Below are 26,890 nucleotides of genomic sequence, written 5' to 3'. Positions count from 1 at the left end.
CCGTGGGCAAACCGCAACGGAACGGACAAGGCTGCCTCCGCCCCGGTGACCGCACGTGGTTGCTCCGGTACGGTGACGCGCGTGAATGCGGACGGAGTGACATCGGCCACCGGCGCTGCCGGCCTGCCTGCGGTAATCGACACCAGCAAGCCGAGCGTGGCGCGCGTCTACGACTGCTTCCTGGGTGGCAAGGACAACTACGAGGTCGACCGGCAGGTCTTCGCGCAGATCGACTCGGTGGCGCCCCAGATGAAGGAGCTCGCCCGGTCCGGCCGCGAGTGGCTGATCCGCGCGACGCGGTTCCTCGCCGGCCCGGCGGGAATGGACCAGTTCCTCGACCTCGGCGCCGGACTGCCCAGCGCCGAGAACACGCACCAGACCGCACAGCGGGTGAACCCGGACGCGCGGGTGGTCTACGTCGACAACGACCCGGTAGTGGCCGCCCACGGTCGCGCGCTGCTCGAGGAGAACGAGCTGACCCACCTCGTCATGGCCGACCTGACCAAGCCGGACGAGGTGCTGGGCCACCCGGAGATCGTCCAGCACCTGGAGCTCGACCGGCCGTTCGTGCTGATGCAGTGCAGCACGCTGCACCACGTGCCGGACTCCGAGAAGCCGCACGACATCATGCGGCGCTACGTCGAAGCGTTGCCCTCGGGTTCCTACGTGGCGCTGATCCACTTCCACGACCCGCAGGACGGCGGCGAGGGGACCGAACTGGCACGGTTCGTCGAGGACGTCTTCGCGCGCGGCGACATGGGGTCGGGCTACTTCCGCACCCGCGAGCAGATCGAGGCCTACTTCGACGGACTCGAGGTGCTCGAACCCGGTCTCGTGCAGCTCAACGACTGGTGGCCGGACGGTCCGGCGCTCAATCCGCCGACCGTCGCCGACAAGGTGGCGCTGGCCGGAGTGGCCCGCAAGCCGTAAGCGCCGGTCCCCAGCGGTCGGCCGATTCACGGCGCCGCGCGCCCGATTCCCTCGGCTGCCGCGTTCTGGTTCACTGTCCGAGCTATGCGACGACTGCTTGCGCTCGGCGCGGCCGCCCTGCTGCTCGCCGGCTGCGCGGCCCGAGACGAGGCCACACCGGCCCGGCCGGCCTCCACCGCACCGGCCTCCACCGCACCGACGCTGCCGCCCGACCCGGAACCGGTGAGGTCCGGACCATGCCCGTATCTCGACACCGACGAGGTCGCCCGGTCCAACGGTCAGCACGTGGGCGAGGTGCGCACGTCGGCGGACACGCCGCATCCCACGTGCTTCTTCTACCGTCCCGACGGCGAGCTCCAGATGACCGTTCGGGTCTACGTCGGCGAGTCGGAGGTCGCGACGGCACTGGTCGACCGGGCCGCGCCGATCGCCACGTCGAACCCCACCGAGCAGCCGCCCGGCTGGAAAGGCGGCTACGAGTCACGCGACGACGGCGCCGTCTACGCCGTCGCCAAGGGTGGCCAGGCCGTCATCGTCACCACCAACCAGCAACAGAGCGTGAAAGCGCGAACCGTTGCCGCGGCGGCCATTTCCGGCCTCGGGATCTGAGCGTGACGGAGAAGTACCACTGAGTGCAGGGCGATTTGATCGTGTACTAGTGTTGCCCGCACGCGCAGGCAACCCAGCGTTGGCCGCCTCCGTGCTGCGTACTCCGTTCAGGGGTTCGCTGACGCCACGAATGGGCCCTGCGACACTCCCCCTGAATCTCGAAGTGACGAAGGAAGATTTCGTGGCTGACACCCTCAAGGAAGCTCTGCTCGACTCCAGCCGGCGTCCGAACGTCGTGACCGACCTCGCGAACCTGATCGACGAAGAGGTCGCGGGCAAGGGCGGTGTCTCGGGAACCGTCATCAAGACCGGTTACGGCGCGGTGAAGAAGATCAAGCCGGGCATCATCTCCTCCGCCGTGGACAGCCTGCTCGATGACTTCGTGGCGGCGCTCGAGCCTATCTTCGCCGACTTCAAGGCCAGCGGTGGCAGCGACTTCGGCGCCTACCTGCCGACCCGCGCAGACGAGGCCTCCGACGCTCTGCTCTCCGTCACGGACGCGCGTGCCGAGAAGAGCAGCCGCGAGAGCATCAAGAAGGTGTACGGCAAGCTCCGCCCGAAGGGCAAGGAGAACGTCGAGGAGGCCCTGCCGCGCCTCGGCAAGCTGATCGACCGCTACGCCGCCTGATCAGTCGGGCCCGTACGCACGAAGGCCACCCTCCCGCGCGGAGGGTGGCCTTCGTCGTGCCGGGGTCGGTCAGCTCTTCTTCTGCTCCTGCGTGCTGCCGGTCGGCTGCCCGTTGTTCTGGGCGGGCGGGGTGGTCGGGGTCGAGCCCGACGGGCCGGCGGTGGTACCACCCGACGTGGCCGGACCAGGCTTGTCCTGGCCGGACTGCGGGCCCGACGCCGGGGTGTCGGTGCTGCGCGGCGGGGCCGGGGCCACCGGCGGCTCCGGCTTCGACCGCAGCGCGTACGCCACCGCGGCCACCACCAAGCCGAGACCGAGCAGCAGCGGCATCTTGCTGCGCTTCTTCTTCTCGCCCGCGGCAGCGGCCCTGGCCTCGGCGACCGCGGCCTTGAACTCCTTCTTCGCGCGCTTGAAGTCCTTCTTGGCCCGCCGCTTCGACTGACCCGCCGACCGGGCGGCCTCGATCGCGGCCTGCCGAGCCCGGCGGGTCGGCTCACGCATCTCCTCGCGGCGCTCGGCGGCGATCTTGCGAGCCTGCTTCGCGCTCTTGGAAACCTCCTTGCTGGTGCGCTTCGCCTGCGCGGCCAGCTTCTTGCGGGTCCGGCGCGAGGTCTTTGCGAGCTCCTGGCGCGCGGCCTCGGTGCCCTCCGTGAGCCGGTGCTCGGCCACCTGCGCTGCCTGCGCGGCCATGTCGGCACCGACCCTGCCTGCCTCCATGGCGCGTAGTTTGAGGTTGCGCGAGCCGTTCTTCACGGACTCACCCGCCGATTCCGCGGTTCGAGCCATCGCTTTCACCTCGTCATTCGTCGTCGGTCGTCGATTTGCTGGGCCTTGCACGTACTACCCATCCTGCCCCTTTCCGGCACATCTCGCCGGGGATGGCACGATGAATCGCGTGACTGAGAGCAATGCGAGCGTGGTCGGCAGCAAGATCAAGGCCACCCTGCACACCAATCGTGGCGACATCGCCATCAACCTCTTCCCGGATCACGCCCCCAAGACGGTCGCGAACTTCGTCGGGCTCGCCGAGGGCACGAAGGAGTACTCGCAGCCGAACGCCAAGGGCGAGAAGTCGGGGCCGTTCTACGACGGGGCCATCTTCCACCGCGTCATCAACGGCTTCATGATCCAGGGCGGTGACCCCACCGGCACCGGCCGCGGCGGTCCGGGCTACAAGTTCGACGACGAGTTCCACCCGGAACTGCAGTTCAACCGGCCTTACCTGCTGGCCATGGCGAACGCCGGACCGGGTACCAACGGGTCGCAGTTCTTCATCACGGTCGCACCGACGCCGCACCTGAACTTCAAGCACACGATCTTCGGTGAGGTCGCCGACCAGGACTCGCGCACGGTCGTCGACGAGATCGCCCGCACGGCCACCGGTCCCGCGGACAAGCCGCTGGACGACGTCGTGATCGAGCGCGTCACCGTCGAGCGGGCGTGACCTGCCGATAGCGGCGAGTGGCCGAGCGAACCGGGTAGCGTGGAAGCACTGTGACCCAGCCTCCCTACCCGCCGCATCAGCAGGAAGCCCTGCCCGGCTGCTGGTGGCATCCGAACCGGCAGACAGGCCTGCGCTGCGTCCGGTGCAACCGGCCCGCGTGCCCGGACTGCCTTCGCGACGCCCCTGTGGGCTACCAGTGCGTCGACTGCGTCCACGCCGGTGCCCGGGAGAGCCGGGTCCGACGTCCGGCGTTCCGGGGGTCGCGCACCGTCGCGGGGGCGCCGGTGTCCACGCGGGCCGTCGTCACGCCGTTGCTCATCGCGGTCAACGTGCTCGTCTACCTGGTCACCGCCGCGCAGGCGGGCGAGATGATGCAGAACCAGCGGTCCGAGGTCTTCTTCGACGGCATGCTGTGGCCGCTGCGGGTGGTCGTCACCGACGAGTGGTGGCGGCTGCTCACCTCGGGGTTCCTGCACTACGGGCTGCTCCACCTCGCGATGAACATGCTCGCGCTGTGGATCCTGGGGCGGGATCTCGAGGTGCTGCTGGGCAAGATCCGGTTCCTGGCCCTCTACCTGGTCTCGCTGCTCGGCGGATCGACGGCCGTGTTCGTGTTCGGCGACCTCACCTCGGCGGTCGCCGGCGCGTCCGGCGCCGTGTACGGACTGATGGGCGCGCTGCTGGTGGCCGTGCTGCGGCTGAAGCTGAACCCGAGTTCGGCGATCGGCATCATCGTGCTCAACCTGGTGCTGACGGTGACGATCCCCGGGATCTCGCTGCTCGGGCACCTGGGCGGGCTCATCATTGGGGCGCTCGCGATGGTCGCGATGGTCTATGCGCCGGCGAAGCAGCGGACCGCCTACCAGGTCGGCACGCTGGTGTTCCTGACGCTGGCGATGGTCGGCCTGATCGTCTATCGCGACGGAGCCGCGGTCGCGGAGGCCTGCGCCATCCCCGGCGTCTGCCTAGGAGTGGCGTAACGCGGCGAGTTCGTCGTGCACGTCGCGCGGGTCGGCGCCCAGTTCGAGCCAGCCGAGCACCACGAGTTCGTCGCTCTCCAGTTCGAGCACGGCGCTGTCGCGGCCGAGCCTGCGCGTGGTGGTGAGTCGCAACTCCACGTCGGGCCAGGACAGCCGCCGCACACCGCCGAGGGTCCGGATGCGCAGACCCGACGCGTCGGCCGTGAGCCGGGGGCGGAGCAGTGTGCCGTGCAGCGCCCCGGCGGCCACCGCGGCGGCCACGACGCCCAGCAGTACCGTGCCCGGCCGGTCACCGCCCGAGGCGAACACCACCGCGCCCGCGGCCCCGGCGATGGCGAGGACCCAGCCGATCGCTACCAGACCCGGATGCGGTGCCCAGCTCAGGGTGGAGTTATCCACAGGTATATCCACACTGGGGATTAGTCACACCGTTGTGATTCCGTCTGCTCGCCGTTCGGCTCAGCGCCACCTCATGGTCATCAGCAGGCCACTGATCATGAGCGCGAAGCCGATGGCGAAGTTCCAGTTGCCCAGCTCGAGCATGAACGGGATCTTGTCGCCCGCCAGGTAGTTGACGACCAGCCAGGCGAGGCCCACGAGCATGAGCCCGAACATCACGATCTTGTAGACCGGGTGCGAAGGCCCGGCCGCCCGCACCTTGACCGGCGTGCGCCGATCGGCAGGTGGGGTGTACGCCGTCTTCTTACGGACCTTGGACTTGGGCATGGGAGTCCTCGCGTGCTCTCGGTCGAATCCGCGGCAGTGCGCAACTGCCGACACCTCCACACGTTAACGTAAGCGGGCAGGCGCTCGAACCGGGGAGCAAGCGCCCTACCAGCAGATCGTGACGGCAGCCGTGCCGCCCGCGGTGTGAGAGGAGCTCGCTTGTCGAGGTACGAGGATCCGGAGACCCGGGAGATCCCGGTTCCGGATTTCAGCGGACAAGGGCGCGCTCCGACGCGGACGATCCAGCCGACCCAGCCACCTCCGGCCAAGCCGCCGACGGCACGTGCCCGCCGGGGCGGCGGCAAGGGCCGCGCCGTGGTACGGACCTTCGGCGAGCTCCTCATCACGCTCGGCCTGGTGCTGCTGCTGTTCGTCGTCTACGAGCTCTACGTCACCAACTGGAAGTCGGGCAAGCTGCAGCAGGAGGCCAGCGCAGCCCTGGACGAGCAGTGGGCCGAACGCACCCTGCACACCGAACCCCTCGACGGCCAGGCGTTCGCGCGCATCTACATCCCGTCGTTCGGCGCGGACTGGAACTTCACGGTGCAGGAAGGTGTCGGCGCCGCGGCTCTCGAAGTCGGCCCCGGCCACTACAAGGGCACCGCCATGCCGGGCGAGCCGGGCAACGTCGGCATCGCCGGCCACCGCGTCGGCAAGGGCGCGCCGTTCAACGACCTCGACCTGCTGAACTCGTGCGACGCCGTCGTCATCGAGACGGTCGACAGCTTCTTCGTCTACCGGGTGCTGCCGATGCGCGACGAGGTCGCCGGCTGGGCCGAACGCAAGGCAGGCGACCCGAAGTGCGCCAACGTGTCGCCACTGCAGGACAAGCAGGGCGCCTACGCGCAGACGGTGGGCCGCGTCATCGTCACGCCCGACCGCGGCGATGCCGTCGCGCCGGTGCCGTACCAGCCCGCCGACGTGCTGCCCAAGGCGTCGCAGGCGGCACTGCTGACCCTCACCACCTGCCATCCGCAGTTCTCGGACCGGGAGCGCATGATCATCCACGCCGTGCTGACCAACCAGTTCCAGAAGCAGCCGGGCACCGGCTACGACGACCTTCTCGCCGAGATCGGGGAAGCCTGATGTACGGCTGGATCTGGCGCCACCTGCCCGGACCGCCGGCGCTGCGCGTGGTGGAAGCGGCCGTGCTCGTGCTCGGTGTGGTCGCGCTGTTGATGTTCGTGGTGTTCCCGTGGGCCGAGCCGCTGCTGCCGTTCAACGACGTCTCGGTGCAGGAGTAGCCGCACCGGCTACGCTCCTGGGTATGCGCGTTCTCGTCGTCGACAACTACGACAGCTTCGTCTACAACCTGGTGCAGTACCTGGCGCAGCTCGGCGCGGACTGCACGGTGTGGCGCAACGATGTGGTCGACCTCGACGAGATCCCCGGCTTCGACGGCGTGCTCGTCTCGCCCGGCCCCGGCACACCCGAACGCGCCGGTCGCAGCATCGACGTCGTGAAGCGTTGCGCCGACGAGCGCGTACCGATGCTCGGGGTGTGCCTGGGGCACCAGGCCATCGGCGTCGCGTGGGGCGCCACCGTCGACCGTGCACCCGAACTGTTGCACGGCAAGACCAGCCAGGTGCAGCACACGGGCGCGGGCGTCCTCGCCGGGCTGCCCGCGCCGTTCACGGCCACCCGGTACCACTCGCTGACGGTGCTGCCCGAGACCATCCCGGACACGTTCGAGGTCACCGGGCGCACCGAGTCGGGCATCGTCATGGGCATGCGGCATCGCACGCTGCCCATTGAGGGCGTGCAGTTCCACCCCGAGTCGGTGCTCACCGAGGGCGGCCACCGCATGCTCGCGAACTGGATGGCGAACGCCGGCCACCCGGTGTCCGCCGCCGTCGTCGACGACCTCGAACGTGCGACGAGGGCGCTCCAGCGCGCGGCCGCCTGAGAGACACGCACCGTCCTGGCTACGCGGTGGCCTCCCGTCAGCCGCGCTTGTCACGCTCTGCTTGACGCCGGCCGCACCGACCGCCTGCGCTCGCCCGCGCCGCGCCGGTGGTCGCGCTCGTGCTGAGCACGACCACCGTGCCCCGGCGGGCTACCTCGTCCCGCCTACGGGAAACCCGGCAGCGGATCCTCGTCCTCGGACTCCGACGTCTCCGTCGAGCCGTCCTCCTCGCCGATGTAGAGGGTGATCGGTTGGTTCTTGGTGATGGTCGAACCCGGCGCCGGGCTGGTGTTGGTCACCTTGCCGACGTCCTCGGAGTCGCGAACCTCCTCGGTCTGCGTACTGACGGCACCGTTCCAGCCCGCGCTCTTGAGCGCCTGGATGGCCTGGTCCTCGGTCATGCCGCGCAGGTCGGGCATCGGAATCTGCTGGTTGGCGCCGTTGGAGACGTCCAGGGTGACCTCGGTTCCCTTGGGGAAGCTGCCCGCGTTCGGCGTCTGGTTGACGACCGTGCCCGCCGGCTCCGCGGAGTCGACGTCGTTGCGGGTAACGGTGAAGCCGGCGCCCTCGAGACCCGCCTTCGCCACGTCGAAGCTCTGACCGGTGTAGTTGGTGACGTCGATCTTCTCCGGCTCCACGCCGATGGTGATCTGCACCGACGAGCCCTGCTCCACCTCGGTGTCTGCGGCCGGGTCCTGTTCGATCACCTTGCCGTACGACGACTCGTCGTCGACCTCGACCTCCACCACGTTCTGGTCGAGCACCAGGTTGGCCTGCCGCAGCCGCTCCTCGGCCGCCGCACGGTCGAGGCCGGTGAGGTCGGGCACCTGCACCTGTTCCGGGGCCACGCCCACCCTGAGCGTGATCTGCTCGGTCAGCGGCACGCGCTCGGTGGCCTGCGGGGTGGTGGCGATCACCTTGCCGATCTGGTCGGGCGAGCAGTTCTGGCCACCGTCGGTCGGTGCCTGGTCGCGGCAGACGATGTTCTCCCGCTTGAGGTTGCTGAAGCCGATCCCGCGCAGCTGCGCCTCGGCCTGCTCGACGGTCTTGCCGGTGAGTTCGGGCACCGTGCCGAGCTCCGGTTCGCTGTCGAACGCGCCCGAAAGCCAGGCGATCAGTGCGACGGCACCGACGCCCAGTGCCACGAGCAACGCCGCGATGATGCCGCGCTTGCGGCGTTTGCGGCGCGCCTCCTCCTCGGCGTCGTAGGCATCCGGGTCGTAGTCGTCGTAGGGCTCCGGATCCCGCCGCGGCGCGTTCAGCACCTGTGTGCGCTCGTCGTCGGACATCACCATCGGCGCCGACGGGCGCTGGCCCGTCAACGTGCGCACCAGGTCCGAGCGCATCTCGGCCGCCGACTGATAGCGGTTGGCCGCACCCTTCGCCAGCGCCTTCAGCACGACGGCGTCGAGCTCGGGCGAGACGGCCGGGTTCACCGCCGACGGCGGCTTCGGGTCCTCCCGCACGTGCTGGTAGGCGACGGCGACGGGGGAGTCGCCCGTGAACGGCGGCTCGCCGGTCACCAGCTCGTAGAGCACACAGCCCGCCGCGTAGACGTCACTGCGGGCGTCCACCCGCTCACCCCGCGCCTGCTCCGGCGACAGGTACTGGGCGGTGCCGATGACGGCCGCGGTCTGCGTCATCGCGGCCTGGCCGTCGTGGACGGCGCGGGCGATGCCGAAGTCCATCACCTTGACGGCGCCGTTGCGCGTGATCATCACGTTCGCCGGCTTCACGTCCCGGTGGACGATGCCGTGCCGGTGCGAGAAGTCCAGGGCGGCGCAGACGTCGGCCATGACCTCCATGGCCCGCTTCTGCGACATCGGGCCCTCGGTCTTGACGATGTCGCGCAGCGTCCGGCCCTCGACGTACTCCATGACGATGTAGGGCAGCGGGCCGTACTCGGTGTCGGCCTCGCCGGTGTCGTACACGGCGACGATCGCGGGATGGTTCAGGGCCGCGGCGTTCTGCGCCTCGCGCCGGAAGCGTTCCTGGAACTGCGGATCGCGCGCGAGGTCCGCGCGCAGGATCTTCACGGCCACCTCGCGGCCGAGCCGCACGTCGTGGCCGTGGTGGACCTCGGACATGCCACCGTAGCCGAGCGTGTCGCCCAGCTCATAGCGGTTCGAGAGCATTCGGGGTGCGCTCATTGCTCGGTGCCGTTCCATTCCGTCCACGATGTGCCCATCATGCCTTCCACGCCTGCTCCACCAGGAGAACGCTCGCTGGTCCCGGACCAGTTGTCCTGAACACTCGTCGGTTCGCTGCCCAGCATGCCGGGGGCAGGGCCGTCGTCCCGTCCCAGCAGCACGATGAGCAGCACCACGACCACGGCGACGAGCAGCACCAGCGCCAGCGACAGAAGTATCCACAACCCCGCCGGCCTGCGCCGGTGCTGTGCCGCCTGCGGCGCCACGACCGCTCCCGGCGGTGTCCCGGTGGGCGGCGACACCGGCTGCATCGACGGGTGCGAACCGGGACCCACGTTAACCATCGGACCCGAGGTGGCGACACCGTTCGTGGCGTACCCGGCCAGCCCGGACGGTGTCGGCAACGGGTGCCCCGCCCGCACCGCGGCGACGGCGGCCGCGAACTCACCGCCGCTCGCGTAACGCTGCCTGGGGTCCTTGACCAGCGTGGCTTCGATGACGGCACGCGCGGGAGGCGGGACGTCCGCCGGCAGCGGCGGCGGCAGGTCCCGGATGTGCATCATGGCGACCGTCACAGCGTTCTCGGACAGGAACGGCCTGCGCCCGGCCAGGCACTCGTATCCGCAGACGGCCAGCGAGTAGACGTCGCTCGCCGGTTCGGCGTCGTGGCCGAGCGCCTGCTCGGGGGCGATGTAGTGGGCGGTGCCCATCACCATGCCCGAGCGCGTCACCGGTGCCGAGTCGGCGGCCTTCGCGATGCCGAAGTCCGTGAGTTTCACCGCACCCGCGGGCGTCACCAGGATGTTGCCGGGCTTGACGTCGCGGTGCACGAGCCCGCGCTCGTGCGCGGCCTGCAATGCGTGCCCAGCTTGCTCGAGGATGTCGAGCGTGCGCTCGGCGGAGAGCCGGCCCTCCCGCGCCAGGATCGCGGCGAGCGGCTCGCCCTCCACCATCTCCATGACCAGGAACGCGATCGAGTGCTCGCCGGCCTGGGTCTCGCCGTAGTCGTGGACGGCGGCGATGTTCTGGTGGTTGAGCGAGGCCGTCGTCTTGGCCTCGGCGCGGAAGCGGTGCAGGAACTCGGCGTCGCCGGACAACTCCGCCTTGAGGATCTTCACGGCGACCGGCCGGTCGAGGCGGGTGTCGCTCGCCACCCACACCTCGCCCATGCCACCGACCGCGATCCGGCTGGTGAGGCGGTATCTCTCCGCGATGAGTTGCCCGGACGACAGCATCGGCTCAGCCACCCCCGAGGGCGGCGGCGATGGTGGTCCTGGCGATCTCGGCGGCCACGGTGCCACCGGTGGCCGCCAGGCCACGGTTGCCGCCCGACTCCACGATCACGGCGACGGCGATCTTCGGGTCGTCGTACGGGGCGAACGCCGTGTACCAGGCGTGCGGCGGGGTCGACTTCGGGTCGGACCCGTGCTCGGCGGTACCCGTCTTGGAGGCGATCTTCAGCGAGGGGTCCTTGCCACCGCCGCTGGTGTTCTCCTCCGACTCGATCATCATCTGCGTGAGAACCTCGGCGTTCTCCGCGGACAGCGCCGGCTCGCCGGTCAGCTCCTCGGGCGTGCTCTCCTCGATGGTCGACAGGTCCGGAGCCAGCCGGGCCTTCACCAGCTGCGGCTTCATGGCGACGCCGTCGTTGGCGACGGTCGCCGCCAGCAGCGCGTCCTGCAGCGGCGTCAGCCGGACGTCACGCTGACCGATGCCGCTCTGGTACAGCGCCGCGTCGCTCTCCAGGTCACCGAGGCTCGACGGCACCACGCCGAGCGGGATCTGCAGGTCCTCGACTCCGATGCCGAAGTTGGCGGCCGTCGCCCGCAGCTTGTCCGCGCCGAGCTGCGCGGCGGTCTCGGAGAACGCGGTGTTGCACGAGTACTTCAGCGCCGCTGCCAGCGTGCTGCCGGGGCAGGTCTGGCCGCCGTAGTTCTCCAGCGTGGTGCTGGTGCCCGGCAGCGTGACCTCGGGCGCGTTGGTCACCGGGCTGTCGGCGGTCATGCCGTTCTCGAGCGCCGCCGCCGTCGTGACGATCTTGAACGTCGAGCCCGGCGGGTACGTCTCGCGGATCGCCCGGTTCAGCATCGGGTTGTCCTCGGACTCGCTGAACTCCTGCCACGCCTTCTGCTGCGCGTCACTGTCGTGCGAGGCCAGCCGCGACGGGTCGTACGACGGTGTGGACACCATCGCCAGGATGTCGCCGGTCTTCGGGTCCAGCGCCACCACCGAGCCGGTATAGCCGTTGTCGACCATCGCGTTGTACGCGGCCTCCTGCACCGACGGTCGCACGGTGAGCCGCACGTTGCCGCCCCGCGGGTCGCGGCCGGTGATCATGTCGGACAGCCTGCGCACGAACAGCCGCGGATCGGAGCCGTTGAGGAACTGGTCCTCGGCCCGTTCCAGACCGCCCGCGCCGTACATCACGGAGTAGTACCCGGTGACGGGCGCGTACATCGGTCCGTTCAGGTATGTCCGCTGGAACTGGAAGATGTCGTCGGACGGCGCCACGCCCGCCAGCACCTGGCCGGCCTCGTCGGACACGATCTTGCCGCGTTCCCGCGAGTACTCCTCGTAGAGCACGCGCGAGTTGCGGGAGTCGGCGCTGTACTCGTCGCCCTTGACCACCTGCACGTAGGTGGCGTTGACCATCAGCAGCGTCACCATGACGAGCATGGCGACGCCGACCTTGCGCAGTGGTGTGTTCACGACACATTCCCCCCGTCGGTGGCCTGCCGCGGCCGCTGCACCATCACGGTGTGGGCCTCGGCCAGCGGGGCCTGCTGCACCGGTTGACGCGGCCGCGAGGGCTGCTGCGGGCGTCGCGCGGTGTCGGAGATCCGCAGCAACAGCGCGACGAGGATGTAGTTCGCCAGCAGCGACGATCCGCCCGCGGACAGGAACGGTGTCGTCACACCGGTCATCGGGATGAGCTTGGTGACCCCGCCGACGATCACGAACACCTGCATGACGATGGCGAACGAGAGCCCACCGCCGAGCAGCTTGCCGAAGGTGTCCCGCACCGCCAGTGCGCTGCGCATACCGCGCATGGCGAGCAGCAGGTAGAGCATGAGCACGGCGCCCAGGCCGACGAAGCCGAGCTCCTCGCCGAGGGCGGCGCTGATGAAGTCCGTGTGCGCCTCGGGCACCATCTCCGGCCTGCCCGCGCCGAGCCCGGTGCCGAACATGCCGCCCGTGCCGAGCCCGAACAGGCCCTGCGCGATCTGGTAGCCGCCGCCCGGGTCGTCGTAGGTGGCCAGCGGGTCGATCCAGTTCGCCACGCGCTGCTGCACGTGCGTGAACAGCTGGTAGGCGATGAGCCCGCCGGCGAGGAACATGCTCAGGCCGACGACCACCCAGATGATGCGTTCGGTGGCGACGTAGAGCATCACCAGCACGATGCCGAAGAACAACAGCGCGGTGCCGAGGTCGCGCTCGAACACCAGGATGCCGAGGCACACGACCGCGGCGATGATGATCGGCCCGAGGTCGCGAGCACGGGGCAGCTCGACGCCCATCACGCGCTTGCCCGCGGTCATGAACAGGTCCCGCTTCGCGACCAGGAACGACGCGAAGAAGATCATCAGCAGGATCTTGGCGAACTCACCGGGCTGGATCGAGAAGCCCGGCAGCTTCAGCCACACCTTCGCGCCGTTGACCTCCGACAACGAGCTCGGCAGCACGGCGGGCAGCGCGAGCGCGATCATGCCGATGAGGCCGAACGTGTAGGCGTAGCGGGTGAGCGTGCGGTGGTCCTTCACCAGGATCAGCACCGCCAGGAACAGCGCCAGCGCCATCACCGTGAACAGCACCTGGCGCGGTGCGCTGGAGGTGACGTCCTGTCCGAGCGAGATGGCCCGTTGCTGCCGGGCCAGGTCGATCCGGTAGATCATTACCAGCCCGAGGCCGTTCAACAGCGCCACGCACGGCAGGATCAGCGGATCGGCGTACGGCGCCCAGCGCCGGACGGCGACGTGCGCGACGCCGAAGATCGCGAGGTAGGCCAGGCCGTACCAGACGATCGACCAGGACAGCTCCTGTTCCTGGTTCGCCTGCACGAGGACGAACGCCGTGGTGACGAGGAACGCGGCAAACGCCAGCAGCAGCAGTTCCGTGCCTCGGCGAGTGGGCAGCTCGCGCGGCGGGTTCGTCGTGTACTGCTGACCGACCGCGCCCGGGTTTCCTGCGGGCTGAGCCATCAGTTACCGCCTGAGCCGGGCGCCGGACGGCAGTCCACCCCCGGCTGCTGGCCGCCTTGTTCCGGTGCCGCCGTCTCGGTCGGCTGCTGTGCCGTGTCGCCCTGGCCGATGCCGCCCACGACGCCGCCACCCTGCGGCTGCTCGTCGCAGATCTCGAGCATGTTGTTGCGGCGCAGGGTGTCGATGTAGTCCCTGGCCGCGGCCAGGTCGTCGCGCTTGACGGAGTTGCGCACGGCCGCCCGTGCGTCCTGCTGCAGGTCCTGCAGGCGCAGCGGCTCGCACAGCGAGGCGTCCGGAGGGCACGAGCCCTCGGCCTGGCGATGCAGGTCCAGACCAAGGACGCTGCCAGGCACGCCCTGGTAGATCACGACCTCGTCGTTTCCACCCACGCCGACGTAGTACTGCCGGAGCACGAAGTAGCGCGTCGCGATGGCCGCCGCCGCGAGCAGGATCAGGGCCAGTCCCAACGCGACCAGCAGCCGGATTCGCTTACGGCGCTTCGCTTTTGGGTCTGGCAGCGGCTCCGTGGGCTCGACCCGCTGTGGTGTCGGCGGCGGCGCCGTGAGCGCGCGCGCCCGGGCGGCGGGCGAGTCACCCTGCGGTCCCTCGTCACTGCCGTCGCCCGCGGCGCCGCCCACGATGGGTGCGTCCTCGCCGAAGTCGACGTCCACGACGTCGGCCACGATCACCGTCACGTTGTCGGTGCCGCCGCCTTTGAGGGCCAGCTCGATCATCCGGTCCGCGCACTCCTGCGGGTCCGGGATCTGCATGGCTTCCTGCAGTGTCTCGTTGCTCACCATGCCCGACAGCCCGTCGGAGCACAGGAGGTAGCGGTCACCCGCACGCGCCTCGCGGACGGTGAAGCTCGGCTCCACCTCGTGCCCGGTGAGCGCCTTGAGCAGCAGCGAGCGCTGCGGGTGCGTGGCCGCCTCGTCCTCGGTGATCCGGCCCTGCTCGAGGAGCTCGTTGACGAAGCTGTCGTCGCGCGTGATCTGCGAGAACTGGCCGTTGCGCAGCAGGTACGCCCGCGAGTCCCCGACGTGGACCAGACCCAGCCGTGACCCGGAGAACAGCACAGCCGTGAGCGTGGTGCCCATGCCGTCCAGGTCGGGGTCGTTCGCGACCAGCTCGGAGATGGCCTGGTTGCCCTGGGCCACGGCGTCGCGCAGCTGACTTACCAGGTCGTCGCCGGGCTCGTCGTCGTCGAGATGCGCCAACGAGGCGATGACGACCTTGCTGGCCACCTCGCCGGCGGCATGGCCTCCCATGCCGTCGGCCAGGGCGAGCAGGCGTGGGCCGGCGTACACCGAGTCCTGGTTGTTCGAGCGCACCAGGCCTCGGTCACTGCGGGCCGCATAGCGAAGGACGAGAGTCATGGGCGAAGCTCGATCACCGTCTTGCCTATCCGGATGGGGACGCCGAGCGGGACTCGGAGGGGTGCAGTGACCTTAGCCCGGTCCAGGTAGGTGCCGTTCGTCGAGCCCAGGTCTTCCACGTACCACTCATCTCCACGGAGGGACAGGCGCGCGTGCCGGGTGGACGCGTAGTCGTCGTCGAGCACCAGGGTCGAGTCGTCGGCCCGGCCGATGAGGATCGGCTTGCCGTCCAGGGCGATCCTGGTGCCCGCGAGCGCACCGTGCGTGACGACGAGCTGGCGCGGCAGCTTGCCGCCGCGCCCCGCACGTGGCTTCTTCTCCTTGCCACGCCGGAAGCTCGGCATGTTCACGCGCAGCCCGGACGCTGCGTAGAGGTCCGAGCGCACCACGCGAAGCGCGGCGAACACGAAGAGCCAGAGCAGAAGCAGAAAGCCTGCTCTGGTGAGTTGTACGACCAGCTCCGGCACCTGTTGTGTCAGCTCCCGCCTTTTCGCGCCCTCCCCGCGACGAACACGCCACGGGCCCCCACATGGCCGCCATTATGCGGGACCCGCCTGAGCGGGCCATGCGGGATGGCCGAAAAGCCCGGCCTCAGCCCTGTGTGCGGAACACCAGCGAGGAGTGGCCCACCCGGATGACGTCGCCGTCGGCGAGCTGCCAGGTCTGCACCGGGGTGCCGTTCACGGTGGTGCCGTTGGTGGAACCGATGTCCGCCAGCGTGGCGCTCTGGCCGTCCCAGGTGATCTCCAGGTGGCGGCGCGAGACACCGGTGTCCGGGAGCCGGAAGTCGGCGTCCTGACCACGGCCGACGACGTTGCCGCCCTGCTTCAGGGAGTAGGTGCGGTTGGAGCCGTCGTCCAGCTGCAGCGTGGCCTGGAGCTGCCGGGGCGCACCGGGCATCCCGGGCGGCGGCGGAGGCGGGTAGCCCTGCTGGGCGTACGGGTCGGCAGGCGGCGGAGTCTGCGCCGGGTAGCCCCCGGGCGGGCTCGGCGGAGCCGCGTAGCCACCCGGGTCGTAGCCGGGTGCCGGGGCAGGAGGCTGGCCGGGTTGACCGTAGCCCTGGTCGTAGCCGCCGGGTTGGCCGTAGCCCTGGTCGTAGCCGCCGGGTTGGCCGTAGCCCTGGTCGTAGCCGCCGGGTTGGCCGTAGCCCTGGTCGTAGCCGCCGGGTTGGCCGTAGCCCTGGTCGTAGCCGCCGGGTTGGCCGTAGCCCTGGTCGTAGCCGCCGGGCTGGCCGTAGCCCTGGTCGTAGCCGCCGGGTTGACCGTAGCCCTGGTCGTAGCCGCCGGGCTGGCCGTAGCCCTGGTCGTAGCCGGGCTGTCCCTGTCCGTAGCCGTACTGACCCTGCTGGCCGTACGGGTCACCCTGGTCGTATTGGCCGTAGCCGCCGGGCTGGCTCATTGGTCGGTCTCCTGCGTCGCTGGTTCGTGCCGGCCGTGCCTGACCCCCGACGCCAGGTGCTTTGACGTCGGGATCAACGGTCGAGCGGGTCTTGAACTGTCCAGTATGCAGCGCTTCGTTGCGCTCTAGCGAAACTACGACGTCACCATAGGTGTCCCAGCCGTGCTCGGCGAGGTGCGCTGCGACGGCGTCCGCGAGCAGCCTGGTGACGCGCTGCTCATCCCCCGCCATCCGGTCGTGATCAGTGGCACCCAAGGACACGATGTAGTGGTTCGGGGCGAGCTTGCGCCCACCCGCGAGCTCACGAACGTTGTCCTCACTCTCACGCTCCAGACTCTGCGCAACTTCCTGCGTGACGACGTTGCCACCGAACATCCGCGCGAAGGTGTTGCCCACGAGGCTCTCGAGGCGCCGATCGAAACGCTGCACGCGGCCCATCCCGGACAACCCTCCTTCCTCAGCGGACAACTCCCAACCAGATCGTATCTGGGTTTTGAGCGTCGAACACCGGGGCCGGTGAAACCCGATCCGGCGGCCTGCTACGCTATCCGAGCTGTCGCAGTTACTCGGGCGAGTGGCGGAATGGCAGACGCGCACGGTTCAGGTCCGTGTGTCCGAAAGGACGTGAGGGTTCAACTCCCTCCTCGCCCACTCCGAGGTTGGGGCGCCCCTGCTTGCGTGGGGGCGCTTCGCATTTCATCTTTTCGTCATTGAGTCGGGGGGCCGTGCCCCCCGTGCCCCCGTGCCCCCCCACGGTGCCGGCTCCCTCCTGATCCGGCGTGGTTGCTTCGGGCACGGACCAGCGTCTGTTGGCAACCCTTGTGCGTGCGGTTTCGTTGGGTCGTTTCGTTGGGTCTCTGCAGCTGGTGGTTCGGCACCGTCACTGCGTGGCGGGCGTTACTTGTTCGCGTCGGGCTTGCGGGGTCGTGGCTAGCCTCTTGGCGTGAACGGTTCTTGGTCGGCCCGCACTCGGGCTGTTGTCGCCGGACGGCCCCACGGGCAGGGACAGCCCGCCAACGTACCCATCGTCCCGGCCAGCGCACTCGGCCTGGACTACTCGCGCGAGGCAGGCACACCGACCTGGGCGGCGCTCGAGGAGGCCATCGGCTCCCTCGAAGGAGGATCCGCCACGGCGTTCGCCTCCGGGATCGCCACGGTGTCCGCTGTGCTCGACCTGCTGCCGGCCGGTTCCTCCGTCGCCGTCCCCACCTACAGCTACACGGGCACGCGTGGTGCGTTCGAGCACGCCGAGCGCATGGGCAGGCTCACCGTCCGCCGCATCGAACCCGCCGACACCGCCGCGTGGGTCTCGGCGGCAGGCGAGGCCGACCTGCTGTGGCTGGAGTCACCGACCAACCCCACCCTCGACGTGATGGACATCCCCGCCGTCGCCGACGCCGCCGGCAGCACGCGCAGGCCGCTGATCGTCGTGGACAACACGTTCGCCACCCCGCTCGGTCAGCAGCCGCTGGCGATGGGTGCCGACATCGTCGTGCACAGTGCGACGAAGTTCATCGGCGGGCACAGCGACCTCCTCCTCGGCATCACCGTCGCCGCGAACGAGGACCTCGCCGGACGGCTGCGCGACGCGCGCACCCGCGGCGGCGCGACACCGGGCGCCCTCGAGGCGTGGCTCGCGCTGCGCGGGCTGCGCACCCTCGGTGTGCGGTTCGCCGAGGCGTCCCGGTCCGCGGCCCTGCTCGTCGAACGGCTCGCCACCCACGCCGCGGTCACACGCGTGCGCTATCCCGGATCCGGAGCGATGGTGGCGTTCGACCTCGCCGACGCCGAATCGGCCGACCGCGCCTGCGCACGGCTCGAGCTCATCCACCACGCCACCAGCCTGGGCGGCGTCGAGACGACCATCGAGCGCCGCGCCGCCCTGCCCGGCGACGCGCACGTGCCCGCCGGGTTGCTGCGCCTCAGCGTCGGCCTGGAAGACCCCGAGGACCTGTGGCTCGATCTGTCGCAGGCACTGGATTCCGTCACCACCTGACGCTGGTATGTACCACTTTCGAGTTTTCTGAGACTGGGCTTGTTGCCCTGTGTATGCTCCGCGCCCATCGAACGAGTGATCTTCACTCGAACTGGGGAAGTGCACCTCCGCTGTGGGGTTAGGAGATTCATGCACACCACACCTGGCCGCGTCCGCGTGGGCGCGGCTGTTCTCGGCGCCTCGGCCGTGTTGCTGACCGGTGCCCTGCCGGCGGCCGCCGACGAGGCCACCGCCCGCATCGACACCGGCGCGGGCACGTCCGGCTACCGCGTCGACCTCGGCCAGGGCTATGGCGAGATGTCGACGACGCTGTTCACGCTCGACCTCGACGGCGGCAACTCGCTGCGCGCCTACTGCGTCGAGATCGACGTCCGCATCGACCCGGCGCGCGGGCTGAGCGAGCAGCCGTGGGACGGCTTCCCGAATCCCGGCTCGCCGTTCCACGACCACCGCGACAAGATCAACTGGGTGCTCCACCACGGCTATCCCGCGGTGGACATCGAGTCGCTCGAGCAGACGCTCGCCGAGTCCGGCATCGAGGTGCGGGACGGGCTCAGCGAACGCGAGGCCATCACGGCCACGCAGGCCGCCGTCTGGCACTTCAGTGACGGCAAGGACATCAACCGCGACAACCCCGTGCCGCACGCGCCCGAGGCGGCCGACGACGTGCTGGGCCTCTACGACTACCTGACCGGCGAGGACAACGTCGGCATCGGCGATCAGCCCGCGCCCGCCCTGGACGTCAGCCCCGGCGAACTCACGGGGGCCGCGGGCGAGCGGCTCGGCCCGTTCACGGTGTCGACGACCGGCGAGATCACCGGCCTCACCAGCGAGCTGCCCGAGGGTGTCGCGCTGACCGACGCGGACGGCGACCCGGTCGAGGCCGCCGACCTCGCGGACGGCAGCGAGGTCTACGTCGACGTCCCCGCCGACGCGGCCGACGGCGAGGGCTCGTTCACTCTGGACGCGAAGGCGCATGTGGACACCGGCAGGCTGTTCGTCAGCGAGAACTACCAGAGCAGGCCGGCGCAGTCGCTGATCGTGGCGTCGTCGGACAAGACCACGTTGTCCGCCGGCGCCTGGGCCACCTGGACGGCCGCTCCGCCGGAGACGACTCCGCCGCCGGAGACGACGCCCACCGAGGCGCCGCCGACCAGCACCGAGACTGGTGCGGTCGCGGCACCGCCGACCAGTTCGGCGACGCCGTCGCCGCAGGCGGAGTCGGACGACCTCGCCCAGACCGGCTTCTCGGCCCTCACACCTCTCGCGATCGGTGTCGTGCTGGTCGCCGCCGGTGCGGTGATCCTGCTGCTGCAGCGGCGGCAGCATTCCTGACCCGCCATCGGGGTGCCGTGGCCGACGGCATCGCGGCACCCCGGTCGCGCTCACAGCAGTGGTGCCAGGAGTGCCCGTTGCGATTCGGGGATGTACTCGGCGTAGTAGTCGTACAGCGCCTGGCAGGCCAGCGTGCCGGCTCGTTCGCTCGCGCCCTCGCGCACGGCGTCGAGCATCTCGGCGTGGTGGGCGACGATCTTCTCGCGGAGGTCGCGCCGGTCGTCGGCGTGCGCCAGCTTGTTCTCGATGAGCTCCATCGCGACCCCGCGCACCACCTCGCCGCACGCGACGACGAGCGGATTCTGCGTCGCCTGCGCCACGGCGTCGTGGAACTCCACATCGGCCTGGCTGAACGCGCCGTCGTCGGTGGTGTCCGTGTCGAGGTGGTCGCGCATCCGCCGCAGCGCCAGCTCCATCTGCGCGAGCTGGTCCTCGGTGCGCAGGTGCGCCGCGAGCCGGTAGGCGGAACTCTCCAGCAGCATCCGGAACTGGAGCAGCTCGGCGAGTCCGATGTGGGCGGACTGGGCGAGCCTGCGGATCGACTTGCGCAGCGTGGTGGGCGAGGGCGGCAGCACTTCCGGGCCGCGCGGATCGCCGGCGCGCGAGCGGACCACCCCGGCCGCCTGCAGCACGCGCAGCGCCTCCCGCACGGTGGAGCGGCTGACCTCGAACTGGGCCATCAGCTCGCGTTCGCTCGGCAGCCGCGTGCCGGGTGCGAGTCTACCGGTGAGCACGGCGTGCTCGATCTGTTCGACGACTCGTTCGTACGCCCGGACCGTGGTCACCGGTTCGAACTTCACTGGCTCTGTATTCACCGGGGAACCTCTTGACCGCCGCGACTCCGGGTGCCAGCCTAGGCTACTGGTCCGACCAGCATACCGGAGAATCGTATGAGGGCACGATGGTTCACGGCGGCGCTCGCGATGCTGCTGCTGGTATCCGCGTGCTCGGCCGGATCCACCGCGACGGTCGGCGGGGACGAGTCCACGCTCGCGGTCGGCTTCACCGCCGAGCCGCAGAACTTCGACTTCACCACCACCGACGGCGCCGCCATTCCCCAGGCCTTGCTCTACAACGTCTACGAGACGCTGGTGAAGGTCGACGAACGCGGCGAGATCGTGCCGCTGCTCGCCGAATCGTGGACGATCAGCGACGACCGGAGGGTCTACGACTTCCGGCTCCGGCAGGGCGTGCGGTTCAGCAACGGCAGCCCGTTCACGGCCGAGGACGTCAAGTTCTCCATCGAGCGGGTCAAGACGGAGTGGACCATCTCGCTGAAGTCCGCGATGGACGTCGTCGAACGCGTCGACGTGGTGGCCCCGCACCACGCGCGGGTGGTGCTCACCGAACCCAGTAACTCCTGGCTGTTCGCCATGAGCACGCGGGTGGGGGCGATGTTCGACCCCAGCGGGGTCGCCGACCTCGCCACGAAACCCGTCGGCACCGGACCGTACGAGGTCACCAGCCGCCGCCGTGGCGACTCCATCGTGCTCTCCGCGAACCCGGAGTACCGGCGGCCACGGCCCGCCTACCGGACCGTGGTCCTCAAGTACTACAGCGACGCCACCGCCCTCAACAACGCCTTGCTGAGCAACGGAATCGACGTCATCTCCGGCGTCACCGCGCCCGACTCGGTACCGCAGTTCGAGGCCGACACCCGGTTCAACGTCATCCAGGGCACCACCAACGGCGAGGTCGTGCTGGCCTACAACAACAGGCGCAAGCCGCTCGACGACGTCCGCGTGCGCCGGGCGCTCACGCTCGCCGTCAACCGCGAGGCGCTGCTCAAGGCCGCGTGGGGCGGGCGCGGAATGCTGATCGGCAGCATGGTGCCCCCCACCGACCCGTGGTACGAGGACTTGTCCACGATGTACCCGTACGACCCGGACCGGGCGCGCAGGCTGCTCGACGAGGCAGGCCACGAGACGCTGCGGCTCCGGCTGCGGATCGCCAACCTGCCGTACGCGGTGTCGGCGGCGCAGGTCGTGGCCTCGGACCTGGCGAAGATCGGTGTGGACGTCACCATCGAGCCGTTGGACTTCCCGGCCGTGTGGCTGCAGCAGGTGTTCACCGATCACGACTACGACCTCTCGCTCGTACAGCACGTCGAGCCCAGGGACATCACGACGTTCGGCGACCCGGACTACTACTGGGGCTACGACAGCGCACGCGTGCAAACCCTGCTGGGCCGCGCCGACACGACGGCGCCGGAGCAGTACGTCGCCGACATGCGCGAGGTCGCCCGGACGCTCGCCGAGGACGCGGCCGCCAACTGGCTCTTCCTGTTCCCGAACATCGTCGTGGCGAAGAAAGAGGTCCGGGGTCTCGTGCGCAACCAGGTCAGTGAGTCCTTCGACCTCACGGGGCTGCGCTGATGGCCGTCGCACTCGTCCGCCGGCTGGCGATCCTGCTCGCGAGCGTCTTCGTGGCCTCGATCGTCGTCTTCGCGTTCATGGCCGTGCTGCCCGGGGATCCGGCGCAGGTGGCCCTCGGCGTCAACGCCACGCCCGAACTCGTCGAACGGACGCGGCAGGAGTTCGGCCTCGACCGTCCACTCGTGACGCAGTACCTCGACTGGATCGGCGGCATCGTCACCGGTGACTTCGGCGTCTCGTACGTGACCAGGGAGGCCATCGGGCCACAGTTGCTCGACCGGCTCGGCGTGACCCTGTGGCTGGTGGGCGCGGGCATGCTCGTCGCGTTGGTGATCGCGGTCCCGCTCGGCACGATCGCGGCCGTGCGGCACCGGAAACCCAGCGGCGCGGCGGTGTCGGCGGCCTCGCAGGTGGGCGTGGCGGTGCCCGCGTTCCTGGCCGGGATCATCCTCGTGCAGATCTTCGCCGTCCGGCTCGGCTGGCTGCCCTCCGGCGGGTGGACACCACCGGTGCGGGATCCCGTGGAGTGGTTGCGCGGCCTGATCCTGCCCGCGCTGTCGCTCGGCCTGGTACAGGGCGCGGTGGTCACGCGGTACGTGCGGTCGGCCGTGCTCGACGTCCAGCGGGAGGACTACCTGCGCACCGCCCGCGCCAAGGGCCTGCGGCCGTACCCGGCACTGCTGCGGCACGGCCTGCGCAACGCCGCCGTTCCCGTGGTGACGGTGCTCGGCCTGCAACTGGCCACGCTGCTCGTCGGCGCCGTGGTGATCGAGCGGGTGTTCGTGCTCCCGGGCCTCGGCAGCATGCTGCTCGACGCCGTGGCCGCGCGTGACCTGCTGACCGTGCAGGGGATCGTGCTCGTCCTCGTGGTCGGCGTGCTGCTCGTCAACTTCGTCGTCGACGTGCTGTACACGGTGCTCGATCCCCGGCTGCGGAGGTCGTGATGGGCCGCAACGCCAACCTCGTGATCGGAGCGGTGCTCGTCGGCCTCGTGGTCGTCACGGCGCTCGTGTCGTTCGTGTGGACCCCGCACGACCCGCTGCTCGTGGACGCGAGCGTGCGCCTGCTCGGACCCACCGCCGACCATGTGCTCGGCACCGACAAGCTGGGCCGGGACGTGGCCAGTCAACTCATGGTGGGCGCGCGTACCACGCTCTACGTCGGCGTGGTCGCGGTCGGGCTGGCGGCCGTGGTCGGGACACCGCTGGGCATCTTCGCCGGCATGGGACCCCGGTGGCTGGGCGAACTCACGATGCGTGTCAACGACCTCGTGCTCGCGTTTCCGGCGCTGCTGCTGGCCATCATGCTCGGCGCGGTGTACGGCGCGAGCACGCTCACCGCGATGATCGCGATCGGGATCGCCACCGTGCCGTCGTTCGCGCGCATCGCCCGGGCGGGCACGTTGCAGGTGCTCAGCCGCGAATACGTGCTGGCCGCGCGGGCGGGCGGCCGGTCGTCGGGCTGGATCGCGTTGCGGCACGTGCTGCCGAACATCTCCGGCATGGTGGTGGTGCAGGCGTCGGTGTCGTTCGCGATCGCGGTGCTGGCGGAGGCGGCGTTGTCGTTCCTCGGCTTCGGCACCGCCCCGCCGACGCCGTCGTGGGGCCGGATGCTGCAGGAGTCGCAGGAACTGCTCGCCGTGGACGCGCGGCTGGCTCTCGTGCCGGGAGCGGCCATCGCGATCGCGGTGCTGGGCTTCAACCTCCTCGGCGACGGCCTGCGCGACCGGTTCGACCCGCGTCTGGAGGTCCGCCGATGACCGTCCTGTCCGTACAGAACCTGCGCGTGACCGCCGGCGACGCGGTGCTCGTGGATGGGGTGTCGTTCGACGTCGAGGCGGGCGAACGCGTCGGGCTGATCGGTGCGTCGGGATCGGGCAAGTCGCTCACCGCGTCGGCGGTGATGGGCCTGTTGCCGGAGCAGCTCAAGGCGTCCGGGTCGGTGTCGCTGGCGGGCCGGGAACTGCTGGGGACACCGGAACGCGAGCTGGCGCGGCTGCGCGGCAAGGACCTCGCGATGGTGTTCCAGGAGCCGATGACGGCGCTGAACCCCGCGATGCGCGTGGGCAAGCAGGTCGCCGAGGTGATGGTGCTGCACGGCCGGAACCGCCGCGACGCCCACGCCGCCGCTCTCGACCTGCTCGACCGCGTGCGGTTGCCGGACCCCGAGCGGATCGCCCGTGCCTATCCGCACCAGCTCTCCGGCGGGCAACGGCAACGCGTGCTGCTGGCGACCGCGCTCGCCAACGACCCGGCGCTGCTGATCTGCGACGAGCCGACCACGGCGCTGGATGTGACCGTGCAGGCGCAGGTTCTGGAGCTCATCCTCGCCGGGGTGCGCGATCGTGGTAGCTCGCTGTTGTTCATCACGCACGATCTGGCGGTGGTGGCGTCGGTGTGCGAGCGGGTGCTGGTGATGAACGACGGCCGGATCGTCGAGGAGGGCCCGACCCGGCAGGTGCTCGCCGACCCGCGGCACGAGTACACGGCCGACCTCCTCGCCGCGTCGTCGCTGGAGGCGCGATGAACGATACTTGCGGAGCTTGCAACGACAGCGCCGTGCTTTCCGTCCGGGATCTGCATCGGACGTACCGGCGGCCGAGGACCTCGCTGTTCGGCCCGCGGCCGGAGGTGCGTGCGCTGCGCGGGGTGTCGTTCGACATCGAGCGCGGCCGGCGGTTCGGCATCGTGGGGGAGTCCGGCTCCGGAAAGTCCACTTTGGTCCGGCTGCTGGCGATGCTCGACCGGCCCACCGCGGGCACGATCTCCTTCGACGGCACGCGCGTCGACAACCTGCCGGAACGCAGGCTCGGTTTCCTGCGCTCGCGGCTGCAGATCGTGTTCCAGGACCCGATGGGCTCGCTCGATCCGCGGATGCGGGTGCGGGACATCATCAGTGAGCCCCTCGGCCGTGATGCGCAGCGGTACGACCGGGTGGCCGAGCTGCTGGAGGCCGTCGGCCTGCCCGCCGACGCCGCCCGCAAGTACCCGCACCAGTTCTCCGGCGGGCAGCGGCAGCGCATCTCGATCGCCCGTGCGCTCGCGCCGCGGCCGGAGGTGCTGATCGCCGACGAGGCGGTGAGCGCGCTCGACGTGCTCGTCCGCAAGCAGGTGCTCGACCTCATCGCCGAACTCGCCGAGAAGTACGCGCTGACGCTGGTGTTCGTCTCGCACGACCTCGGGGTCGTCCGGCACGTGTGTGACACCGTCGCGGTGATGCGGCACGGTGAGATCGTCGAGCAGGGGCCCGTGGACGACGTCTACGACGATCCGCGGCATCCGTACACGCGTGAGCTGATCGCGGCGGCGCCGAGTCTGCGTGCCGCGTTGTCCGAACTCGACGAGGCGTGAGGCATGGCGGACAGCGACGTGGCTCTGTTCCACGTGGACGGTGGGTGGGCCGTCGTCGCCGGCAGTCGCCTGCCGGGTTGGTGAGGAGGTTTCGATGGCCGAACTGACGTCGCTCTCCGCGACCGAGCTGATCGCCGAGTACCGTGCCGGTGCGGTGTCCCCGGTCGAGGTCACCGATGCAGTGCTGGCGCGGATCGACGCGCTCGAAGGCACGGTCGCCGCGCTCTACGCGCCCGACCCGGACGCTGCCCGCGCGGCCGCAAGGGAGTCGGAGCGCCGCTGGCGAGCGGGCGCACCGCTCGGCGCCATCGACGGGATTCCCTTGACGCTCAAGGAAAACATCGCCACACGTGGCACGCCGACACCGCTCGGCACGGCCGCCACGGAACTCGTCCCGGCCGCCGAGGACGCCCCGGCGGCGGCGCGGGTGCGCGAGTGCGGCGGGGTGCTGCTGGGCAAGACCACCATGCCGGACTACGGGATGCTCACCTCGGGGCTGTCGAGCTTCCACACCGCCACGCGCAATCCGTGGGACCTCGCCCGCACCCCGGGCGGGTCGAGTGCGGGGGCGGCGGCCGCCGCGGCGGCGGGGTACGGGCCGCTGCACGTGGGCACTGACATCGGCGGCTCCATCCGATTGCCCGCGGGCTGGTGCGGCATCGTCGGGTTCAAGCCGAGCTTCGGGCGGGTACCGGTGCATCCGCCGTACCTCGGCCGGGCCGTGGGGCCGATGACGCGGACGGTCGCCGACGCGGCGTTGTTCATGGCGGTGCTGTCCCGGCCCGACTCCCGCGACCACCTGTGCCTGCCGCCCGCCGAGCTCGACTGGACGGCGGCCGAGGCCGACTCGGCGACGCTGCGGATCGGCCTGCAGCTCGATCCGGGCATCGGGCTGCCCGTGGACCCCGCGATCCGGGACGCCGTCGCCGAGGCGGCGCGCCTGTTCGAGTCGGCCGGTGCGACCGTGGAGCCGGTCGAGCCGTTCCTCACGCGCGAGATGCTCGACGGCCTCGATCGCTTCTGGCGCACGCGGTTCCTGGTCGACACCGAGGGTCTGCCGCCGGAGCGCCGGGAGCGGATCCTGCCCTACATCGCCGAGTGGGGCGCGGGCGCCGAAGGCCTGTCCGGCAGGGACGTCTATCGCGGGTTCGCCCAGATCGACGCCATGACCGTGGCGGCGTTGCGGGCCACCGAGCCCTACGACATCGTGCTGTCGCCGACGTGCCCGGTGCCGGCGCCGCCGTTCGACCACGCCTCGCCGACCAATGACCCCGCCCGCCCGTTCGAGCACATCGCGTTCACCGTGCCGTACAACATGTCGGGACAGCCCGCGGTGTCGCTCAACTGCGGCTACACCGGCGACGGCATGCCGATCGGCTTGCAGATCGCGGGCAGGCGTTTCGACGATGTCGGCGTGCTGCGGGCTGCGGCGACGTTCGAGCGGCTGCGGCCCCCGCAGCGCGCCTGGCCCTTGTGAGCCCTGTGAGG

General features: G+C 70.2%; 27 protein-coding genes and 1 tRNA gene. 17 read left to right on the top strand and 11 right to left on the bottom strand.

What is annotated here, in order from left to right; translation table 11 throughout:
- Positions 1-81 precede the first annotated feature (81 nt).
- From ACFSZT_RS03460 to ACFSZT_RS03450, 3 genes are all read left to right on the top strand, one after another.
- Positions 82-930, top strand: a complete 849-nt coding sequence (locus ACFSZT_RS03460) for an SAM-dependent methyltransferase (protein ID WP_377395350.1) — start codon at positions 82-84, stop codon at positions 928-930.
- An 84-nt stretch (positions 931-1,014) separates the two neighbouring features.
- The gene (locus ACFSZT_RS03455) at positions 1,015-1,539 is read left to right on the top strand and encodes a DUF2020 domain-containing protein (RefSeq protein WP_377395347.1); all 525 of its coding nucleotides are present in this window, start codon (positions 1,015-1,017) and stop codon (positions 1,537-1,539) included.
- Between the two features lie 181 nt (positions 1,540-1,720).
- Positions 1,721-2,167, top strand: a complete 447-nt coding sequence (locus ACFSZT_RS03450) for a DUF6918 family protein (RefSeq protein ID WP_377395344.1) — start codon at positions 1,721-1,723, stop codon at positions 2,165-2,167.
- A 69-nt stretch (positions 2,168-2,236) separates the two neighbouring features.
- On the opposite strand, the gene ACFSZT_RS03445 is transcribed toward ACFSZT_RS03450, so the two are convergent.
- Positions 2,237-2,953, bottom strand: a complete 717-nt coding sequence (locus ACFSZT_RS03445; protein ID WP_377395341.1) for a hypothetical protein — start codon at positions 2,951-2,953, stop codon at positions 2,237-2,239.
- A 100-nt stretch (positions 2,954-3,053) separates the two neighbouring features.
- On the opposite strand from ACFSZT_RS03445, the gene ACFSZT_RS03440 reads away from it, so the two are divergent.
- Together ACFSZT_RS03440 and ACFSZT_RS03435 are read left to right on the top strand one after the other, a co-directional pair.
- A complete protein-coding gene (locus ACFSZT_RS03440; protein ID WP_377395338.1) occupies positions 3,054-3,611 on the top strand; it encodes a peptidylprolyl isomerase in 558 nt (185 codons plus the stop codon).
- Positions 3,612-3,661: 50 nt separating this feature from the next.
- Positions 3,662-4,591, top strand: a complete 930-nt coding sequence (locus tag ACFSZT_RS03435; protein ID WP_377395335.1) for a rhomboid family intramembrane serine protease — start codon at positions 3,662-3,664, stop codon at positions 4,589-4,591.
- Here the strand turns inward: ACFSZT_RS03435 and ACFSZT_RS03430 are convergent.
- Both ACFSZT_RS03430 and crgA read right to left on the bottom strand, forming a co-directional pair.
- The gene (locus ACFSZT_RS03430) at positions 4,577-4,990 is read right to left on the bottom strand and encodes a PH domain-containing protein (RefSeq protein WP_377395332.1); all 414 of its coding nucleotides are present in this window, start codon (positions 4,988-4,990) and stop codon (positions 4,577-4,579) included. The two genes, ACFSZT_RS03435 and ACFSZT_RS03430, sit on opposite strands and share 15 nt — an antisense overlap.
- Positions 4,991-5,050: 60 nt before the next feature.
- On the bottom strand, positions 5,051-5,317 hold the full coding sequence (crgA, locus tag ACFSZT_RS03425) for a cell division protein CrgA (RefSeq protein ID WP_377395329.1): 267 nt from the start codon (positions 5,315-5,317) through the stop codon (positions 5,051-5,053).
- Between the two features lie 159 nt (positions 5,318-5,476).
- Between crgA and ACFSZT_RS03420 the strand changes: the two genes are divergently transcribed.
- The 3 genes from ACFSZT_RS03420 to ACFSZT_RS03410 are packed head-to-tail and all read left to right on the top strand — an operon-like array spanning position 5,477 to position 7,223.
- Positions 5,477-6,403, top strand: a complete 927-nt coding sequence (locus ACFSZT_RS03420; RefSeq protein ID WP_377395327.1) for a class E sortase — start codon at positions 5,477-5,479, stop codon at positions 6,401-6,403.
- Positions 6,403-6,561, top strand: coding sequence for a hypothetical protein (locus ACFSZT_RS03415; protein ID WP_377395324.1), 159 nt, complete (start codon positions 6,403-6,405; stop codon positions 6,559-6,561). The genes ACFSZT_RS03420 and ACFSZT_RS03415 overlap by 1 nt, the downstream gene beginning before the upstream one ends.
- A gap of 23 nt (positions 6,562-6,584) precedes the next feature.
- Entirely contained in the window at positions 6,585-7,223 is a 639-nt protein-coding gene (locus tag ACFSZT_RS03410) for an aminodeoxychorismate/anthranilate synthase component II (protein ID WP_377395321.1), read from the top strand.
- Between the two features lie 164 nt (positions 7,224-7,387).
- Here ACFSZT_RS03410 and pknB read toward each other — a convergent pair whose 3' ends face one another.
- The 7 genes from pknB to ACFSZT_RS03375 form a co-directional block, all read right to left on the bottom strand.
- Positions 7,388-9,373, bottom strand: a complete 1,986-nt coding sequence (gene pknB, locus ACFSZT_RS03405; protein WP_377395318.1) for a Stk1 family PASTA domain-containing Ser/Thr kinase — start codon at positions 9,371-9,373, stop codon at positions 7,388-7,390.
- Positions 9,370-10,608, bottom strand: coding sequence for a serine/threonine-protein kinase (locus ACFSZT_RS03400; protein WP_377395315.1), 1,239 nt, complete (start codon positions 10,606-10,608; stop codon positions 9,370-9,372). The genes pknB and ACFSZT_RS03400 overlap by 4 nt, the downstream gene beginning before the upstream one ends.
- A 4-nt stretch (positions 10,609-10,612) precedes the next feature.
- Positions 10,613-12,082, bottom strand: coding sequence for a peptidoglycan D,D-transpeptidase FtsI family protein (locus tag ACFSZT_RS03395; RefSeq protein ID WP_377395313.1), 1,470 nt, complete (start codon positions 12,080-12,082; stop codon positions 10,613-10,615).
- A complete protein-coding gene (locus ACFSZT_RS03390; protein ID WP_377395310.1) occupies positions 12,079-13,572 on the bottom strand; it encodes an FtsW/RodA/SpoVE family cell cycle protein in 1,494 nt (497 codons plus the stop codon). Before ACFSZT_RS03390 ends, ACFSZT_RS03395 begins: the two co-directional genes overlap by 4 nt.
- On the bottom strand, positions 13,572-14,948 hold the full coding sequence (locus tag ACFSZT_RS03385; RefSeq protein WP_377395307.1) for a Stp1/IreP family PP2C-type Ser/Thr phosphatase: 1,377 nt from the start codon (positions 14,946-14,948) through the stop codon (positions 13,572-13,574). The genes ACFSZT_RS03390 and ACFSZT_RS03385 overlap by 1 nt, the downstream gene beginning before the upstream one ends.
- Positions 14,945-15,415 (bottom strand): FHA domain-containing protein FhaB/FipA, encoded by a 471-nt coding sequence (locus tag ACFSZT_RS03380; RefSeq protein WP_377395304.1) that lies wholly within the window; start codon positions 15,413-15,415, stop codon positions 14,945-14,947. The genes ACFSZT_RS03385 and ACFSZT_RS03380 overlap by 4 nt, the downstream gene beginning before the upstream one ends.
- A 124-nt stretch (positions 15,416-15,539) precedes the next feature.
- Positions 15,540-16,784, bottom strand: a complete 1,245-nt coding sequence (locus tag ACFSZT_RS03375) for an FhaA domain-containing protein (protein ID WP_377478157.1) — start codon at positions 16,782-16,784, stop codon at positions 15,540-15,542.
- A 130-nt stretch (positions 16,785-16,914) separates the two neighbouring features.
- On the opposite strand from ACFSZT_RS03375, the gene ACFSZT_RS03370 reads away from it, so the two are divergent.
- From ACFSZT_RS03370 to ACFSZT_RS03360, 3 genes are all read left to right on the top strand, one after another.
- Positions 16,915-16,997 (top strand) — tRNA-Leu (locus ACFSZT_RS03370).
- 292 nt (positions 16,998-17,289) lie between these two features.
- The gene (locus ACFSZT_RS03365) at positions 17,290-18,342 is read left to right on the top strand and encodes a trans-sulfuration enzyme family protein (protein WP_377395298.1); all 1,053 of its coding nucleotides are present in this window, start codon (positions 17,290-17,292) and stop codon (positions 18,340-18,342) included.
- 129 nt (positions 18,343-18,471) lie between these two features.
- Positions 18,472-19,677, top strand: coding sequence for a thioester domain-containing protein (locus ACFSZT_RS03360; protein WP_377395295.1), 1,206 nt, complete (start codon positions 18,472-18,474; stop codon positions 19,675-19,677).
- Positions 19,678-19,727: 50 nt separating this feature from the next.
- Here ACFSZT_RS03360 and ACFSZT_RS03355 read toward each other — a convergent pair whose 3' ends face one another.
- A complete protein-coding gene (locus ACFSZT_RS03355) occupies positions 19,728-20,477 on the bottom strand; it encodes a FadR/GntR family transcriptional regulator (protein ID WP_377396294.1) in 750 nt (249 codons plus the stop codon).
- A 90-nt stretch (positions 20,478-20,567) separates the two neighbouring features.
- Here ACFSZT_RS03355 and ACFSZT_RS03350 point away from each other — a divergent pair, with 90 nt between their 5' ends.
- The 6 genes from ACFSZT_RS03350 (at position 20,568) to ACFSZT_RS03325 (ending at position 26,879) form a co-directional block, all read left to right on the top strand.
- The gene (locus ACFSZT_RS03350) at positions 20,568-22,052 is read left to right on the top strand and encodes an ABC transporter substrate-binding protein (RefSeq protein ID WP_377395291.1); all 1,485 of its coding nucleotides are present in this window, start codon (positions 20,568-20,570) and stop codon (positions 22,050-22,052) included.
- Positions 22,052-22,996, top strand: a complete 945-nt coding sequence (locus ACFSZT_RS03345) for an ABC transporter permease (protein WP_377395289.1) — start codon at positions 22,052-22,054, stop codon at positions 22,994-22,996. The genes ACFSZT_RS03350 and ACFSZT_RS03345 overlap by 1 nt, the downstream gene beginning before the upstream one ends.
- Entirely contained in the window at positions 22,996-23,811 is an 816-nt protein-coding gene (locus ACFSZT_RS03340; protein ID WP_377395286.1) for an ABC transporter permease, read from the top strand. The genes ACFSZT_RS03345 and ACFSZT_RS03340 overlap by 1 nt, the downstream gene beginning before the upstream one ends.
- Positions 23,808-24,578, top strand: coding sequence for an ABC transporter ATP-binding protein (locus ACFSZT_RS03335; RefSeq protein ID WP_377395282.1), 771 nt, complete (start codon positions 23,808-23,810; stop codon positions 24,576-24,578). The genes ACFSZT_RS03340 and ACFSZT_RS03335 overlap by 4 nt, the downstream gene beginning before the upstream one ends.
- 32 nt (positions 24,579-24,610) lie before the next feature.
- Positions 24,611-25,402: an ABC transporter ATP-binding protein gene (locus tag ACFSZT_RS03330; protein WP_377395279.1), complete on the top strand. Its 792-nt coding sequence runs from the start codon at positions 24,611-24,613 to the stop codon at positions 25,400-25,402.
- A gap of 94 nt (positions 25,403-25,496) precedes the next feature.
- On the top strand, positions 25,497-26,879 hold the full coding sequence (locus ACFSZT_RS03325) for an amidase (protein ID WP_377395276.1): 1,383 nt from the start codon (positions 25,497-25,499) through the stop codon (positions 26,877-26,879).
- The last annotated feature ends 11 nt before the right edge of the window (positions 26,880-26,890 follow it).

This window comes from Prauserella oleivorans, from assembly GCF_042685745.1.
GTDB classification, from domain to species: Bacteria; Actinomycetota; Actinomycetes; order Mycobacteriales; family Pseudonocardiaceae; genus Prauserella_A; species Prauserella_A oleivorans.
The sequence above is the reverse complement of the archived record's forward strand: the minus strand, read 5'-3'. Positions and strand labels throughout refer to the sequence as shown.

Excerpts from the sequence above, each read along its gene's own strand:
- ACFSZT_RS03415 (WP_377395324.1), top strand. The coding sequence starts at position 6,403 with ATGTACGGCTGGATCTGGCGCCACCTGCCCGGACCGCCGGCGCTGCGC.
- ACFSZT_RS03335 (WP_377395282.1), top strand. The coding sequence starts at position 23,808 with ATGACCGTCCTGTCCGTACAGAACCTGCGCGTGACCGCCGGCGACGCG.
- pknB (WP_377395318.1), bottom strand. The coding sequence starts at position 9,373 with ATGAGCGCACCCCGAATGCTCTCGAACCGCTATGAGCTGGGCGACACG.
- ACFSZT_RS03400 (WP_377395315.1), bottom strand. The coding sequence starts at position 10,608 with ATGCTGTCGTCCGGGCAACTCATCGCGGAGAGATACCGCCTCACCAGC.
- ACFSZT_RS03345 (WP_377395289.1), top strand. The coding sequence starts at position 22,052 with ATGGCCGTCGCACTCGTCCGCCGGCTGGCGATCCTGCTCGCGAGCGTC.
- ACFSZT_RS03340 (WP_377395286.1), top strand. The coding sequence starts at position 22,996 with ATGGGCCGCAACGCCAACCTCGTGATCGGAGCGGTGCTCGTCGGCCTC.
- ACFSZT_RS03325 (WP_377395276.1), top strand. The coding sequence starts at position 25,497 with ATGGCCGAACTGACGTCGCTCTCCGCGACCGAGCTGATCGCCGAGTAC.
- ACFSZT_RS03350 (WP_377395291.1), top strand. The coding sequence starts at position 20,568 with ATGAGGGCACGATGGTTCACGGCGGCGCTCGCGATGCTGCTGCTGGTA.
- ACFSZT_RS03440 (WP_377395338.1), top strand. The coding sequence starts at position 3,054 with ATGAATCGCGTGACTGAGAGCAATGCGAGCGTGGTCGGCAGCAAGATC.
- ACFSZT_RS03375 (WP_377478157.1), bottom strand. The coding sequence starts at position 16,784 with ATGGGCCGCGTGCAGCGTTTCGATCGGCGCCTCGAGAGCCTCGTGGGC.
- ACFSZT_RS03455 (WP_377395347.1), top strand. The coding sequence starts at position 1,015 with ATGCGACGACTGCTTGCGCTCGGCGCGGCCGCCCTGCTGCTCGCCGGC.
- ACFSZT_RS03360 (WP_377395295.1), top strand. The coding sequence starts at position 18,472 with ATGCACACCACACCTGGCCGCGTCCGCGTGGGCGCGGCTGTTCTCGGC.
- ACFSZT_RS03385 (WP_377395307.1), bottom strand. The coding sequence starts at position 14,948 with ATGACTCTCGTCCTTCGCTATGCGGCCCGCAGTGACCGAGGCCTGGTG.
- ACFSZT_RS03410 (WP_377395321.1), top strand. The coding sequence starts at position 6,585 with ATGCGCGTTCTCGTCGTCGACAACTACGACAGCTTCGTCTACAACCTG.
- crgA (WP_377395329.1), bottom strand. The coding sequence starts at position 5,317 with ATGCCCAAGTCCAAGGTCCGTAAGAAGACGGCGTACACCCCACCTGCC.
- ACFSZT_RS03390 (WP_377395310.1), bottom strand. The coding sequence starts at position 13,572 with ATGGCTCAGCCCGCAGGAAACCCGGGCGCGGTCGGTCAGCAGTACACG.
- ACFSZT_RS03445 (WP_377395341.1), bottom strand. The coding sequence starts at position 2,953 with ATGGCTCGAACCGCGGAATCGGCGGGTGAGTCCGTGAAGAACGGCTCG.